Genomic DNA, 15364 nt, shown 5'->3' with positions numbered 1-15364 from the left:
CGACATGTTCGGCCTCCTCGACCAAGGCACCCCGCGGCGCCGTCCCTACGACCGTAAACCTGTACCTAGGTACCAGATGCAAGTCACGCTAGGGTGTGGCCGCCAGCCTCGTCGTACAGCGTCTCCGGCGGCGGCGATACGCCCGCCGATCGCATCGCCGGGCGGCTGGAGGCGCTGCGGCAATCGCGCCGATGACCGACCGGGGGCGGAAAACGGCCGGGAAAATCAGCCGACGTGACTACCCCGTAGCGGTTAGATCGCCGGTGTCGCTCGCGTTTGGGTTCATTAGCGTCGAAGTGTGAACCTCTCCTTGACGACGATCATCATCACTTCATGGTCGGCCTTCGCAACGATGAGTGTCATCGCGGCGACGATCTACCTGCGGGGACGCTCCCGTGCCACCTCCGGGCCGTTCGCCCGGCGCGGTGGTTTCCGCAGGCCGGTACGTCTCTCACCGCGTACGGCACGGCCGGACTCGGCCGCGCTCGAGCAGGCTCACCGCTTGTGGCTCGACGGGCTCGCGGGCAAGAACTCCTGGAACGATCTCTCCGACACGGGCCGCCACCATCTGCCTCCGGAGCTGCTCAAGCTCGCGACGTACCGGCTCGGCGCCGACCGGGTGGCACGCGCCAAGGTGCCGGGGCAGGACCTCCCCCATGCCGGTGATGCCTGAATCACCCTTGGTGTTCGGTGCCCTATCGTGCGTAGCGTGATGTCCATGCGACCGAGGGTTCCCTCCCGCCGATGACGGCCCAGAGTTTCGCCACCTTCATCGGCAATCCCGTACCCCAGATCGTCTTCGCCGTGTTCCTCGTGCTGGCCTGGCCCCTCAGCCGCCTGGCCGGCCGGGACACCAAGCGCCGGTGGGCCGCCGCCCTGTTCTTCGTGTCGGCCGGGATGATCATCGCGCTCACGGCGACGCCCAGCTACGCCAACGCGGCCTCGGCCATACCGCCGCACTTCCTCACCGAGCTCGACCACCCCGGCGTGATCTGGGCGAAGCTCACCGCCGCGCCTTCGGACACGGAGCAGCTCGCGAACATCGCGCTGTACGTGCCGCTCGGCATCTTCGGCCGGCTGCTCTGGCGCAGCACCGCCCGCGCCACCGTCTGCGGCTTCCTCCTGGTGCTGACCATCGAGACGGTGCAGTACGTGATCCCCGGCCGCGCCGGGTCGATCACCGACATCCGCAACAACACGCTCGGGGCGTTCCTCGGCGCGGTCGCGGTATCCCTCGCGCTGCTCACCAACGCCGAGCGGCGGCCATCGGTACGCCGTACCCGATGACCGCCGCAGGCCGGTGTGCTCAGAGAACCGAGCGATGCCCGATGTCAGTGAGGCGGTAGGTCGCGTCCAGGAGTACGGGCGTGTTGTCCAGCCACGTGTGGTCGACGCCGGGGTGCAGCGTATGCACCAGCACGGCGTCCCACTCGGACGCGTCGGTCGCCCGTACCGAATGCATCCGTCCTCCTCGGACCAGGATGGAATCCACGAGATCATCGGTGTAGGAGACCGACGCGCCGGCCTCGCGCATCCGGTCGATGATCTCCAGAGCCGGAGACTCCCGTACGTCGGCCACGCCCGGCTTGTACGCCACGCCCACCACGAGGATCTTGGCGTTCCCGAGCGCCTTGCCGTTGGCGGCCAGCACCTCGACGAGGCGCTGGACGACCCGCCCGGGGCGCGCCGCGACCTGGGTCATGGCGGTCTCGATCAGCGGTGAGCTGATGCGGTCGCCGCGCAGCTGCCAGAGCAGGTAGTGCGGGTCGCAGGGGATGCAGTGCCCGCCGACGCCGGGGCCCGGGTAGAACGGCATGAAGCCGTACGGCTTGGTCGCCGCGGCGTCGATGACCTCGGTGATGTCGAGACCCATGCCGCGGCTGATGTCGGCGAACTCGTTGGCCATCGAGATGTTGACGGCCCGGAAGGTGTTCTCGTACAGCTTGGTCATCTCGGCGGCCTCGACGCTGCTGACGGGATGCACGTAGCTGGCGCAGCCCTCGAGCAGCTCGGTCGTGCGCCGGACACACTCCGGCGTCACCCCGCCCACCACCCGCGGCACCCGCTTCTGCACGTGCCGCTCGTTGCCCGGGTCGATGCGCTCGGGGGCGAACGCCACGAAGATGTCCTTGCCCGCTTCGAGACCGCGGGCGCGCAGCGGTTCCACGAGGAAGTCGCGGGTGCAGCCGACGTACGTGGTCGAGGTCAGCACCAGCGTCTGGCCGGGAACGGCCTGCTCGACGACGCTGCGGCAGGCGGCCCGCAGCGCGTGGAGGTCCGGCGCCAGGTGGTGGTCGATCGGCGTCGGCACACAGATGAGCACCACGCGCGCCGTGGCGCTCTCCGCCGGGTCCGTCGTCAGGCGGAAGGCGTCACCGGCTTCGAGTGCCTCGAAGAGCCGCGAGCGGTCCGACGACAGCAGGTCGACCGAGCCCTCGCGGATCGCGCCGACCCGCTCGGCGCTGATCTCCATGCCGACGACCCGCTGCCCGGCGGCCTGCAACGCCAGCGCCGTGGGGAGTCCGACGTATCCGAGCCCGACGACCGCGACGTCGTACCGGAACGGGCTGTCCCGGGCCGGCCGCTGGATCGGCATTCCGAGACGCGACAATCTCGCCGGCGCCACGTCTTCGACGGTCTGCGAGGAAAACAAGATAGGTCCTTCTCCGATGTCAGTAGGGGGCCATCACATGCCGTGCGGCATCTGCAGCACGACCGTTTCGCGCAGATTCACGGGACCGCCCTGCCGCGCAATGTGGGCGGCGGCCACCGGCACCTTCTCCCGGACCTCGCACAACTCCGAGAGCTGCTTGGTGATCCGCTGCGGCTCGGCGTAGGGAGCGAGCACCTGGACCTCGTACGGGTCCAGCGCCGGAACCTCCACATGCGAGATCAGCGGGTGCAGCGGACGCACGTCCTTCTCGCCCTCGCCGAAGAGCTCCTCGTGCAGCTTCTCGCCGGGCCGGAGGCCGGTGTAGACGATCTCGACCGGGGTGTCGGCCTGCTCGGCCATCTGCCGCGCCACCTGGGCGATCCGCACGGGCCGGCCCATCTCGAGCACCAGCGCCTCGCCGTCCCGCCCGATCGCGGCGGCCTGGATGACCAGCTGCACGGCCTCCTGGACGGTCATGAAATACCGCGTCACCTCCGGATCGGTGACGGTGACCGGCCCCCCGGCGGCGATCTGCGCCGCGAACGCGGTCAGCACCGACCCGCGACTGCCCAGCACGTTCCCGAATCGAACGCTGAGGTACGTCCCGTCGCCGGTGGTGGCGGCGTGGGCGGTGAGCCGCTCGGTGATCCGCTTCGAGAAGCCGAGCACGCTGCTCGGGTTCGCGGCCTTGTCGGTGGAGATGTTCACGAACCGCTCCACCCCGGCCGCGGCGGCCGCGTCGAGGACGGTCTGCGTACCCCAGACGTTGCTCTTGACCGCCTCACCCGGGTGGCTCTCCAGCAGCGAGAGATGCTTCAGCGCGGCCGCATGGAAAACCACCTGCGGCCGGCGCTCGGCGAAGATCGCCGAGATCCCGTCGGCGTCGCGAAGATCGGCCAGGATCAGCTCCGGGCTGTCGAGCAGCGCACGGCCGTGAATAGACAGCTGTACGGCGTGCAGCGCGGACTCGTCCCGGTCGAGCATCATCAGCTCGGCCAGCTCGAAGCGATGCAGCTGCCGGCACAACTCCGACCCGATCGACCCACCGGCCCCGGTGACCAGGACCCGCTTGCCCTTGAGATACCCGGCGATCGCGTCGAGGTCGGTGTCGACCTGGTGCCGGCCGAGCAGGTCGGCGATGTTCGCGTCCCGCACGTCCGCCGCGCTGACCTTGCCGTCGAGCAGCTCGGTGAACGACGGCACGACCTTGAAGGCGGCACCGGCATCGAGCGTGCGGCGCCGCATCTCGCGGATGACTGCGGCGTCCACGTTGGCCACCGCGAAGATGACGGTCTTCGCACCAGTCGCGGCCAGCGCCTTCGGGATGTCGTTGCGGTTGCCCTTGACGGCGATGCCGTTCACCCGCAGGTGGCGCTTGCCCGGGTCGTCGTCGATCAGCCCGACCGGGACGTACTGGCTGTTGGGGTCCTGCATCAGCGACCGCAGCAGGCGCTGGCCGGCGGTGCCGGCACCGAAGAGCAGAACCGGGGTGGCCTGCCGGGCGTCGGGGCGCAGGCGGCGCTCGTGCTGCAGGCGGCGTACGTAACGCACGGCCGACATGACGACCAGCGCCATGGGGCCGCCTACGAGGGAGGCGCTCAGCGGCAGCGGGCGCTGAGGCAACGCCAGGTCGATGGCGAAAAGGATCAGGACCACCGCGAGCGCGGTCGTGAAGACGGCCCTGGCCTCCTCGAAGGTGCCGAAGCCGTACCGGCCGCGGTAGAGGAACTGCTGGTGTCCGATCACGGTGTGCAGGACCACGGCCACCCCCACCGCAACCGCGGTGGCCGTCAGTGGCGCGGCCACGATGTCGCCGTCGTATCGAGCGAAGACCGCTGCTGCCAGGCCTAGCGCCCAAGCGCCCGAGTCCACCAGCCAGGGGCCGAGGACACGAGGGCGTGGAGCTGGGGTTTCAGACTGCCGAATCCGCGCTGCGAATGACATACGGCCTCTTCAGAGAAATGTTCGACTTCCGACGGAGCTCCGCACCGCTGATAAACATGAATGCGGCATGGCGCTGTTTCGACGGACCGCGCAAGGCGACCGGTCCGATAGGGACAACGCTAGTCGGCGACTCGCATACATGCGCAGATCGGCCGGGACACGGTGACCGGACGGCGGATACCCAGCGCGCTTCGGAGGAATCCACCTTCGGAAGATTCGACCGGAAAGACGTACGGATTAGTCCTATGGCGTGAATGCGAAACTGCCCCGCCGCAGAACGCGGCGAGGCGGTTTCTCCAGCCGTTCATCGTGCTATGCGCAACGCGCTCCAGGCTGGACGGATGTCTGCCACGGCCGCACGCCCGGCGTGGTCCACAGCTGCGGATACACGGGGTCACCGCCCTCGGGCAACGCACCCGGCTGAATGGTCACGTCGTACGTCTTGCTCGCGCCCGGGGGCAACTCGACGGTGAGCACGGCGACCGCCCGATCCCGCTCGAGGCCCGTGCCGAACTCCACCTCCTTGCCGGCCGAGGTCATCTCCACGACCCCACCGCCGGTCGGGCTGAAGATCATGACGTTCGTCCGGGAGGTGTACTTGTCCCCCGTAAGAGCAAGTCCGGTCACGTAGTCCGGCAGGTTCGCGGTCGGCGCGGTCGATCCGAAGGTCAGCTTGAGGTGGAAGTCCCGACCCCCCTCTTCGTCGCAGTCCCCGACCGTCATCTCCGCTGCGTGGCTGAGGTAGTAGTCCAGCTTCGCGCCGGTTCCGTCGTTGAGGAACACGCCGACCGTGGGCCGGCTCGGGCTGTCGGTGGGCAAGCGGCCCTCCAGCACGGTGCCGGCCAGAGCGGCCTCCTCCGTCGCGTCGGCCGTCCACATCAGCAGGCGGCGTTCACCGGCGGCCCGGGCAAGCTGCGTGACCATGCCCTTGGCGTCACCCTGGCCCTTGATCAGGGCCTCAAAGGTTGCCCGCGCGGCCTTGGCGAAGTAGACGTCCTGGTCCGCCGGGTCGGGATATTTCGCGTACGCCTCGGACAGCAGCACCCGCACGGCGTTGTCACCCGTAAGCGGCTCACCTTCCGGCATCTTCACCGCACCGGTGGCCCGCAGCAGGTACGACAGGGCGATGGGATCCGTGGCCAGCACCCCGTCGACGGTGACGCCGGACCGCTTCTTGTACATCGCCCGCATGAGACCGGCCGCGGTCGGGAAGTCGGGTGTCAGATTGACGTCAGCCGGAAAGACCGCCGGACGGTCGGTGTAGAGCGCCACCAGATCGTTGTCGAGCTCCTGCACCGGCGGATCGAAAATCTTCATGTCACCGGCGGCCGTCCCCTGGTCAGTGATCGTGACCGCACCCGCGTCGGCGTGGACCACGATGTACGCGCCCGGCATCCCGCCAGTGGCACGGATCTCCGCGTTGTTCTGGAACAGCACCAGGTAGTTGCGCGGTCCCTGCGCCCCCAACATTCGCGGAAGCAGACGCGCTGCACGGTCCGCGGTGGAAACCAGCTGATCGGCCTTGGCCAGGCCCGCGGACAGTTGCGAGACGGCCGCGTCGATCTGACTCATCAACCCGTCCGAGTCGATGCCGTCCACCTCCGCGCGAGCGTGCTTGATGACCGCGAGGCCCGCGGCGATGCGAGGAGCCGCGGTGGTGAGCGTCGCCATGTCGACGCGCCCGTCGCGCGGCGCGAGCGCCTTCGGGTCAAGGCCGGAAGCAACGTCGAGGAGGGCCGGCAGGCCGTCGACGGCGAGGTCGTCCAGGACCTTCGCGACCGTACGGACGGCGCTCAGATCGTCGCCGAGCAGCGGGGCCTTGCCGGCGATCGCCCAGCCAAAACCACCGGTCTCGTTCCGGGCCGCCTTCGTCTCCAGCTGCAACGCAGCCAATGTGCCCTTCGCTGCGGGCACTTCTCCCGCACGGATCTGCTGCTGCAGCTGTACGAATAATCCGGCGGCGGTCTGGAGGTGGCCCTTCGCACGGAACGCCTGCACACCGACCCAGCCGATGCTCACGACGAGGACGACGACGAGACCGGCAGCGGTCAGCATGACCGCCTTGCGACGGCCGCGCTTCCGCCGCTTCTCCGACGGCGCGGTCGCGCCCTCCGAGGCACGCCGCGTCTTCTTGAATTCGATGTTCGGCGCCGCCTCGGGCGGCGGGGTGAAGGCGTAGCGATCCGGACCGCTCGGCGGCGGTGACTGATCTTCGTTGGGCACGCTGAAAGATCCCTAGAGGAGAGTGACGCGCCAGAAGGCGTCCGCAGACTGATTAACGGTCCGGAAATTCCCGACGCAAGAGATCAACGCCCGGTCTGTCCGAACTTCGGCCATCCCTGACTAACGGACCGGCGGCCTCCGGGGTATTCGGCTTACCCCCTTGTAGTGAATTCCGCGGGATCGCGCGAGGCAGCCGAATCCTTCCCGTTCTGTCCGACACCCGGGTGCGGGGTCGTCGTTGGTCCGAGGTGAATCGATCGTTCCCCAGCGATGCTCGGAGGACTCCCTTGTTGCCCTCGCTCAAGGACCAACGCTTTCTCATCACCGGCGGCACCGGCTCATTCGGCCGGACCATGGTGGGCCGTCTGCTCGCTGCCGGTGCGGCTGAAGTGCGGGTTTTCAGCAGGGACGAGGCGAAGCAGGACGACCTGCGGCGCCGCCTCCGTGACGACCGGGTGCGGTTCTACGTGGGCGACGTCCGCGACCTCGAGTCGGTCACGAAGGCAGCGCGCGGCGTCGGCTACGTCTTCCACGCCGCCGCGCTCAAGCAGGTGCCGTCCTGCGAGTTCTTCCCGCTGGAGGCGGTCAAGACCAACGTTCTCGGCAGCGCCAACGTCATCGAGGCGTGCGAGCGGAACGGCGTCCGGTCGGCGGTCTTCCTCAGCACCGACAAGGCTGTGCAGCCGATCAACGCCATGGGGATCAGCAAGGCGCTGATGGAGAAGGTGGCGCAGGCTCACGCACGCAACAACCCGGACGGGGACACCAACGTCTCCTGCGTGCGCTACGGCAATGTCATGTACTCGCGCGGATCCGTGATCCCGCTCTTCATCGAGCAGATCCGCGCCGGCCAGCCGATCACCGTCACCGAGCCGAAGATGACTCGCTTCCTGATGTCGCTGGCCGAGTCGGTGGAACTGGTGGAGCACGCTTTCAACCACGCCCGCCCGGGCGACATCTTCATCCGTAAGGCCGCCGCATCGACCATCGCCGACCTGGGCGAAGCACTCTGCAACCTGTTCGGCGTCCCGTTCAAGATGAACATTCTCGGCGTCCGGCACGGCGAGAAGATGGCGGAGACCCTGGCGAGCCGGGAAGAGCTGGAACACGCGCAGGACTTCGGCGACTTCTTCCGCGTGCCGCTCGACACCCGCGACCTGAACTACGCCCTCTACTTCGAGGAGGGCGAGACCGAGCGCGAACAGATCTTCGACTTCAACTCGTCCAACGCTCCGCGACTGACCGTGCCCGAGATCGAGACCGTGCTGCTCAGCCTCCCCGAGGTACGCGCGCACCTCGCCGCCGTGGATCGCCTGCCGGCTTCGGTGGCAGCATGACGGCGGCCCTGGTTCTCACCGGCGCCAACGGCTTCCTCGGCTGGCACGTCCGCGTCCTGGCCCGCACTCTCGGCCTGCCGGAGCCGATCATCGTGGACAGGTCCACGCTTGCCGCCCCGGCACGCCTCGCCCAGAGCATCGACGGCGCCGACCGAGTCATCCACATCGCCGGCGTCAACCGCGGTGGACCTGAGGAAGTCGAAGCCGGCAACGTGAATCTGGCCCGCCAGCTCGCGGCCGGCCTACGCGCCTGCGGCACCCCGCCCAAGACCGTGGTGTTCGCGAACTCGATCCAGGCCGGCAACGGCACGCCGTACGGCAACGGCAAGGCAGGCGCCGCCGCCTTGCTGGCCGAGACGACCCGCTGGCTCGGCTCGGACTTCGTCGACGTGCCCCTGCCGAACCTCTTCGGCGAACACGGGCGGCCGCACTACAACTCGGTGATCGCGACCTTCTGCCGAGTGCTGGCCGACGGAGGCACGCCCCAGGTCAGCGGTGACCGTGAGCTTGCGCTGCTGCACGCGACGGACGCCGCAGGCCTTCTGCTGGGCACCACGGAGCAGCGGCCGACCGTACGACGCACCGTACGGCAGCTCGCCGACCAGCTCGAACGGTTCGCGTCCATCTACCGGTCCGCCGAGATCCCGGAGCTGGCGGACCGGTTCGACGTGCGCCTGTTCAACACGTACCGCTCGCACCTGGCGCCCGCGCCGGTCGGCCTGACCCGGCATGCGGACGCCCGCGGCAACCTGGTCGAGGCGGTCAAGGTGCACGGCGGGGGCGGGCAGACGTTCTGCTCGTCGACGGTGCCGGGCGTCACCCGCGGGCAGCACTTCCACCTGGCGAAGGTGGAACGGTTCGTGGTGGTGCGGGGCGAAGCCGAGATCTGTCTGCGGCGGGTGCTGCACGACGAGGTGCTGCGCTTCCGCGTCTCCGGCGACGAGCCGGCCGTGGTCGACATGCCGACCATGTGGGCGCACAACATCACCAACGTCGGCAGCGGCGAGCTGACCACGCTCTTCTGGTCCAACGACCTCTTCGACCCGGCCAACCCGGACACCTACCCGGAGGCCGTGTCTTGAAAATCGGCATCGTCTCTCAGTGGTACGCCCCGGAACCGGTCGTCATCCCCGGAAATCTCGCCGAGGACCTGGTGACGCGCGGACACGAAGTTCGCGTCCTGACGGGCTTCCCGAACTATCCCGAAGGCAAGATCTATCCCGGTTACCAGCAACGTTGGAACGATCGGTCTCGTGAGGCCGGCGTCAGCATCAGGCGGGTGCCGCTCTACGCCAACCATGACTCCTCCGCAGTGCGCCGGGCCGCCAACTACCTCTCGTACGCGGCGACCAGCACGCTCGCCGCGCTGCGGTTCCTCGGGGACGTCGACGTGGTCTACGTCTACCTCACCCCGGCGACGGTTTTCGCCGCGCCCGCCCTCCTCAAGGCACTGCGCGGCATCCCCACCGTCATTCACGTGCAGGACATCTGGCCGGAGTCGGTCACCTCTTCCGCGATGGCCCCGTCCGGCCGGGTAGGCCGCACGGCCGAACGCACACTCCACGCCGTCATGCGCCGCATCTATCGCGCTGCCGCCGGCATCGCGGTGATCGCCCCCACCATGCGCGACATGGTGGTCGACCGCGGCGCCGATCCGCGCCGCACCCGGGTCATCCTCAACTGGGCGGACGAGAATCTGTTCCGCCCCGTCTCGTCCACTCCTGAGGCTCGCCGGGACATCGGCTACCGCGACCGCTGCACGATCATGTACGCGGGCACCATGGGGCCGTTCCAGAACATCGAATCCGCCGTACGAGCAGCGGCAAGCCTGTCCGACCGCGACGAAGTCGACCTGGTGCTGGCCGGCTCCGGCACCGCGGAGCAGTCCGCCCGCGACCTCGCCGCCGAACTGGGCGCGGACAACATCCGGTTCCTCGGCCGCCGGCCCATCGCGGACATGGCCGCCCTCTACGGCGCCGCCGACTTCCAGCTCGTCAGCCTCCGTGACGTCCCGATCTTCCAGGGCACCATCCCGTCGAAATTGCAGTCGGCCCTCGCCTGCGGCTCGCCAGTGGTCGTATCGGTGCCTGGGGACTGCGCCGAGCTCGTGGAGACCAACGGGGTCGGCCTCGCCTGTCCCCCGGACAACTGGCGGCTCCTGGCCGATCGCTTCCACCAGGCCGCGAAGCTGCCGGCGGACGAGCGGGCCGAGATGGCCCAACGCGCCCACTCGGTCTACCAGACCCGGATGTCCCGCCAAGCCGGCATCGACCAGCTCGAAGACATGTTGATCGAGGCCGCAGTGACCGGAAGGCGAGAGCGATGACCAAGGTGATGACCGTCGTCGGCACCCGGCCGGAAATCATCCGGCTCTCGCGGGTGATCAGCCGGCTCGACGAAACCGTCGACCACGTCCTGGTGCACACCGGCCAGAACTGGGATCCGATGCTCAGCGACGTCTTCTTCGAGGAGCTCGAGCTCCGCAAGCCGGACCGCTTCCTCAACGTGGACACCTCGTCGCTCGGACGGGTGCTTGGCGGGGTGTTGGCCGGAGTCGAGGAGGCCATCAAGGAGGAGGGGCCGGACGCTCTCCTGGTCTTGGGCGACACCAACAGCTGCATCGCTGCGCTTATGGCCCGGCGGATGAAGGTGCCGGTCTATCACATGGAGGCCGGCAACCGCTGCTTCGACCTCAACGTGCCGGAGGAGACCAACCGGCGGATGGTCGACCACGTCAGCGACTTCAACCTGGTCTACACGGAGCACGCTCGCCACAATCTGCTCGCGGAAGGTCTGCACCCGCGCCGGATCATGCACACCGGGTCGCCGATGCGTGAGGTGCTGGAGCACTACAGGCCAAAGATCGACGCAAGCCCAGTACTGTCGCGTCTGGGCCTGGAGGCTGGCCGCTATTTCCTGGTCAGCGCGCACCGTGAGGAAAACGTCGACAACGCCGAACGGTTGGGCAAATTGCTTGACTGCCTTCGGGCCGTTCGGGACGAATGGCATTTGCCGGTACTGGTGTCGACCCACCCGCGGACGCGCAAGCGCCTCGAAGAGCGTGCAGACGAGGCGGCCTCGTTGGAAGGCATCGCGTTCCATGAACCGTTCGGCTTGCTTGACTACGTGCATCTGCAGATGAAGGCTCGGTGCACGCTGTCGGACAGCGGAACCGTCAGCGAAGAATCCGCGATCCTCAGATTTCCTGCAGTAACACTGCGAGATTCCATCGAGAGGCCGGAAGCCCTGGAGACCGGCTCTATCATCATGACCGGGTTGAACGACGCCGGGCTCATTGAAGCTATTAAGTGCGTCACAGATCCTAGTTTCACTCCGCACTGTCCATTGGACTACCAGGTGAATGACACCTCTCAGCGTGTCTTCAACTTCATCTCGTCCACATTCCGCGTTCACCACCACTGGGCAGGCCTTCGCGGAGCCACCGATCCGCATTCACGCTGAAGCCGATGGGACATCCTCACTTCGGAACACGTGACGCCACGCGAGAGAGTCGACCCACGGTCAAATCGGGGGCCGTGCAGTCAGGCTCGCCGGCCCGCGGGTCCGCCTCACAAAAATATCCAGCAAATAAATTCAGCCGTCAGATCAAGGGCGGAATAGGCTCGGCGATCATTTACGGCTCGTCGGTGGGGCTCCTCCTCATCGCAGAGGTGGCTCTAAGCCGAACAGTCGATCCAGTCACCTTCGGGGAATACCAGTTCGTTCGCCAGATGCTGCCGATGCTGGTCGCAGCGACCATATTCGGAGTCGACCAAGCCTTAACTCGGATGATTGCCGAAGGCGGCTCCGACGATCTACTTCTTCCGGTCGTCTGGAGATCAGGCAGGCTTTGGCTGATATTGGCTGCGCCTGTCGTAGCTTGCTCCGCATACTACTTCGGCATCGGGCTCTGGGGATGCATCGCCCTTGCTGTAGCTCCTATGGCACTGATCGCATCGGAGCTTGTCGCGGCGGCACTCCGCGCTTCGGGCCGATACTCTCGAGCGGCGCTAGCCCAACAAGGGTATCGGCTCTTCGCCGCTGTGACTGTCTTAGCAGCCGCCGCCATCTCGATGCCAAGCATTACCGGAGTCACGGCGCTGTGGCTCGGCTCCGCAATCTTTGGCGCATGGTCGATCATCCACGCACTTCGAACCAGTAGTCGATCCCTGAGGCCCAACAGAACCAAGATGCGCCGCTTACGAATCATGGGAGCCGGTTTTGGCATATCGATGCTTCCGACATCTGCCATCGACTGGGTAGACCAAGCCGCGGTTGCCTATTCATTCGGCACTCTCGCCGAATCAGGCCACTACGCCGCCGTGAAGCTCGTTACGGTATACCCGTTCGTCACCTTGGCATCGATCCTGGGCTTCGTGGCGTTGCCGGAAGTCGTCAAGCGGGCATCTTCCTTGAACCGCAGAGTGTGGCGAACAGCAACGATATGCACAGCCGCCGCTTCAGCAGCTTTCTGGTGCCTGTGTTCCATACCTTTGACATTCATGGTGCCAGTTTTGTTAGGCCGCGCAGTCGACCACTCCGCGATATGGATCTTATGTGCCGTAGGAGCGGTCCGTATCTTCTACCTCCTTCCAAGCAGTGTCCTCGGCGCTGTTGGCACCTCCAGGCAACTAGCCACAAGCGGCTTCGTAGGCATCCTTGCGGTCGGTGCAGAAGCTGCCGTTATCCTGTTCGTCGAGGCAGCGGATCCCGTAGTCGTCGGTGGTGCGGGCCTGCTGACAGCGACGATCGTCCGAACTTCCGTTGCATACTTCATCGCCGGGTCAGCAGTAAAGAACGCCAAGAAGTCCCAGGCCGAAGAGCACGTCCTTCTGAGCTAAACACTTACGCATGGTTCCTACAAACCCAGTGCACGACAGGGAGCGCAGAATGACGGACCTCTTGCTATGCGACTTGGCTCCTTACCGGTATTCAACTCGAACGCGGAAAGTGGCTGCCGCCATGAGCGAGAGACTCGACACCGTCGAGGCGATTACCTTAGCCAGGGTTGGCAGGGTCGGGATGGAGGACGTTCCAGGAAGTACGCTGATCGACGGCGTCCGCGTTAAACAGCTACCAACCCGGAGACTTGATGACAACAGAACATTCGTCGCGTCGATAAGGAACATACTCTTCGTATATGTTCCCGCTTTGATCCTGCTCCGACGCGAAGTTGCTCGTACACAGGCAGGAACCATATTCGTCGGCCACGTTTCCCTGTTTTGGATCGGGCTGGCTCATCAGCGCAAATGGGCCAGTCGCGTCGTGATCAGTGGTCGTGAACGTCCCGGTGCCGTCCGCACAAAGGGGTCGCTGGCGACATGGTTCTCCCGAATTGAGCCTGCTCTCCTCCGTTACTTCTCACGCCGTCACAAGTTTGCGGTTGTCGCAGTCTGCGAAAGTCATGCCGAACAGTTCCGGGAACTCGGCGTGGAGGAAGTCGTAGTAGTCCGCAATGTACCGTCGGCAAGCTTTGTTCAACGCTTTTCAACGCCGCCAGGCGGAGATGAGCTCATTGTTGCGCTAGTCGGAAGCCTCTATCCCGGCCGGGGAATCGAGGCGCTCATTCGAGCAGTGGTGATCGCGCAGTCAAGAGGGGCTCGCGTTCGACTCAATATAACCGGCCACGCCGGCGAGTCCTATCTGGACTCCTTACGCGCACTCATCGAACAGCTAGAGGCGCGGCCCTTCGTCGCACTGCTCGGGCCATGCAGTCCGAAAGACGTGGCGCTGCGCTACCAAGAAGCGCATGTCGGCACCGCCTTATATGAGGCGACGGACAAAGCGAACGACTCTCTGTCGAATAAGCTCTTCGAGAGCGTGGTATCCGGGAGACCAGTCATCGCCGGAAATCTACCGGAGAACTCGAAGGTCATCGCCAGCCACAACATCGGGTGGACTTCCGCAGTCACGCCGGATTCATTGAGCGACCTTCTTACCGTGCTAGCTCGCGATATCGAAAGCGTCCGGCAGAAGGCGTCTCACTGCTATCAAGTTGGCCAACAGCACTTCGTTTGGGAGCGAGAGGTCAGTCGACTTGAATCAATAATGCCGTAGATGCGAGTGCGGCCGTTCACCGAACCAGTCCAAACAAAATGGAACGGTACAATAGGTAATGAAGCCACTTGTCATGCATGTAATCGCAGCTCGGCCAAACTTTCCCAAGGCCGCACCCGTAATCGAGGCCCTCAATAGTCAGAGCGTTTCTCAGCAAGTCGTCCATACGGGTCAGCATTACGACGACAGCCTATCTAACTCTTTCATCCGGCAGCTCAACATGCCGGATCCCGTGGTCAATCTAGCGGTCGGCTCCGGGAGCCAAGCAGGTCAAACGGCTGCGGTCATGCTCGGCATGGAGAAGGTTTTTGCGAGCACAAGGCCGTCGCTTCTCGTCGTATATGGTGACGTAAACTCGACGCTTGCAGCGGCTCTGGTGGCGTCGAAGCTAGGCATTCAGATCGCTCATGTCGAAGCTGGCCTCCGCAGCGGCGACCGCTCTATGCCGGAGGAAATCAACCGCATTCTGACCGACAAGCTTTCTGACATCCTCTTTACGACCAGCGCTGATGCCGTTGGCCATTTGGCGGATGAAGGGGTCGATCTCCAGCGTATCCACTTCGTTGGAAACCCCATGATTGACTCTCTCTTCAAATGCCGTCCGCTCATCGATACTGCCGGCATCGTGAATCGACTGGGACTAACTGGCAAGTATGTGCTCACCACACTCCATCGGCCAGGGAACGTAGACAGCGACGAGCGTGCTGCAACGCTCGTCAATGCGCTCCACTCCGTAGCCGAGGAAATGCAAGTCGTGTTGCCACTACATCCCCGCGGCCGATCGAACTTTGATCGGATGGGGCTTCTCGATCATCCGAATATGAAGGTAATCCACCCGCTGGGCTACCTGGACTTCGTTAGCCTGATGCAAGGTTCCGAGGCGGTATTGACGGACTCGGGCGGCGTCCAAGAGGAAAGCACGATGCTCGGCGTGCCATGCTTCACTCTACGGCCAAATACTGAACGCCCAGTCACAATTACGAGCGGGACCAACCAATTGGTCGAACCAGAATTTCTGCATGGCACCCTTCGTCGCGTCCTAACCATGGAACGTGGTCGATGGAGCACGCCACCGCTATGGGACGGGAATGCCGGCCCTCGGATTGCTCGTGTGATCGCAGCATCCGTCTAGTGGCTGGCCAGACACATC

12 protein-coding genes are annotated in these 15364 nt (G+C 65.6%); 9 read left to right on the top strand and 3 right to left on the bottom strand.

Annotation, left to right across the window (positions count from 1 at the left end):
- The first annotated feature begins 298 nt into the window (after window positions 1–298).
- Window positions 299–673 (top strand): hypothetical protein, encoded by a 375-nt coding sequence (locus tag AB0368_RS28765; protein WP_366157114.1) that lies wholly within the window; start codon window positions 299–301, stop codon window positions 671–673.
- Between the two features lie 71 nt (window positions 674–744).
- Window positions 745–1287, top strand: a complete 543-nt coding sequence (locus AB0368_RS28760; protein WP_366157113.1) for a VanZ family protein — start codon at window positions 745–747, stop codon at window positions 1285–1287.
- A gap of 19 nt (window positions 1288–1306) precedes the next feature.
- Here AB0368_RS28760 and AB0368_RS28755 read toward each other — a convergent pair whose 3' ends face one another.
- The 3 genes from AB0368_RS28755 to AB0368_RS28745 all read right to left on the bottom strand — a co-directional run bounded on the left by AB0368_RS28755 (window position 1307) and on the right by AB0368_RS28745 (window position 6820).
- Window positions 1307–2596, bottom strand: a complete 1290-nt coding sequence (locus tag AB0368_RS28755; protein WP_366157112.1) for a nucleotide sugar dehydrogenase — start codon at window positions 2594–2596, stop codon at window positions 1307–1309.
- 90 nt (window positions 2597–2686) lie between these two features.
- Window positions 2687–4459: a nucleoside-diphosphate sugar epimerase/dehydratase gene (locus tag AB0368_RS28750; protein ID WP_366157111.1), complete on the bottom strand. Its 1773-nt coding sequence runs from the start codon at window positions 4457–4459 to the stop codon at window positions 2687–2689.
- Window positions 4460–4909: 450 nt separating this feature from the next.
- A complete protein-coding gene (locus tag AB0368_RS28745) occupies window positions 4910–6820 on the bottom strand; it encodes a DUF4012 domain-containing protein (protein WP_366157110.1) in 1911 nt (636 codons plus the stop codon).
- 290 nt (window positions 6821–7110) lie between these two features.
- Between AB0368_RS28745 and AB0368_RS28740 the strand changes: the two genes are divergently transcribed.
- From AB0368_RS28740 to wecB (AB0368_RS28710), 7 genes are all read left to right on the top strand, one after another.
- Window positions 7111–8157, top strand: a complete 1047-nt coding sequence (locus AB0368_RS28740) for a polysaccharide biosynthesis protein (RefSeq protein ID WP_366157109.1) — start codon at window positions 7111–7113, stop codon at window positions 8155–8157.
- Window positions 8154–9239, top strand: a complete 1086-nt coding sequence (locus tag AB0368_RS28735) for an NAD-dependent epimerase/dehydratase family protein (RefSeq protein ID WP_366157108.1) — start codon at window positions 8154–8156, stop codon at window positions 9237–9239. The genes AB0368_RS28740 and AB0368_RS28735 overlap by 4 nt, the downstream gene beginning before the upstream one ends.
- Window positions 9236–10483 (top strand): glycosyltransferase family 4 protein, encoded by a 1248-nt coding sequence (locus AB0368_RS28730; protein WP_366157107.1) that lies wholly within the window; start codon window positions 9236–9238, stop codon window positions 10481–10483. Before AB0368_RS28735 ends, AB0368_RS28730 begins: the two co-directional genes overlap by 4 nt.
- Window positions 10480–11619, top strand: a complete 1140-nt coding sequence (gene wecB / locus AB0368_RS28725; protein WP_366157106.1) for a UDP-N-acetylglucosamine 2-epimerase (non-hydrolyzing) — start codon at window positions 10480–10482, stop codon at window positions 11617–11619. Before AB0368_RS28730 ends, wecB (AB0368_RS28725) begins: the two co-directional genes overlap by 4 nt.
- A 185-nt stretch (window positions 11620–11804) precedes the next feature.
- Window positions 11805–12998, top strand: coding sequence for a hypothetical protein (locus AB0368_RS28720; protein ID WP_366157105.1), 1194 nt, complete (start codon window positions 11805–11807; stop codon window positions 12996–12998).
- 49 nt (window positions 12999–13047) lie between these two features.
- Window positions 13048–14214, top strand: coding sequence for a glycosyltransferase (locus AB0368_RS28715; protein WP_366157104.1), 1167 nt, complete (start codon window positions 13048–13050; stop codon window positions 14212–14214).
- Window positions 14215–14272: 58 nt separating this feature from the next.
- Complete coding sequence (gene wecB, locus AB0368_RS28710; protein WP_366157103.1) at window positions 14273–15346, top strand: UDP-N-acetylglucosamine 2-epimerase (non-hydrolyzing); 1074 nt, start codon at window positions 14273–14275, stop codon at window positions 15344–15346.
- Window positions 15347–15364 lie beyond the last annotated feature (18 nt).

It is taken from the genome of Actinoplanes sp. NPDC051475 (assembly GCF_040689425.1).
Taxonomy (GTDB): domain Bacteria; phylum Actinomycetota; class Actinomycetes; order Mycobacteriales; family Micromonosporaceae; genus Actinoplanes.
Note: the sequence above shows the minus strand (reverse complement) of the source record. Positions and strands in the feature narration are given on the sequence as shown.

Bases quoted from the DNA above. Each gene is read 5' to 3' on its own strand.
- AB0368_RS28760 (WP_366157113.1), top strand. From the start codon at position 745: ATGACGGCCCAGAGTTTCGCCACCTTCATCGGCAATCCCGTACCCCAG.
- AB0368_RS28755 (WP_366157112.1), bottom strand. From the start codon at position 2,596: ATGCCGATCCAGCGGCCGGCCCGGGACAGCCCGTTCCGGTACGACGTC.
- AB0368_RS28735 (WP_366157108.1), top strand. From the start codon at position 8,154: ATGACGGCGGCCCTGGTTCTCACCGGCGCCAACGGCTTCCTCGGCTGG.
- wecB (WP_366157106.1), top strand. From the start codon at position 10,480: ATGACCAAGGTGATGACCGTCGTCGGCACCCGGCCGGAAATCATCCGG.
- AB0368_RS28715 (WP_366157104.1), top strand. From the start codon at position 13,048: ATGACGGACCTCTTGCTATGCGACTTGGCTCCTTACCGGTATTCAACT.
- wecB (WP_366157103.1), top strand. From the start codon at position 14,273: ATGAAGCCACTTGTCATGCATGTAATCGCAGCTCGGCCAAACTTTCCC.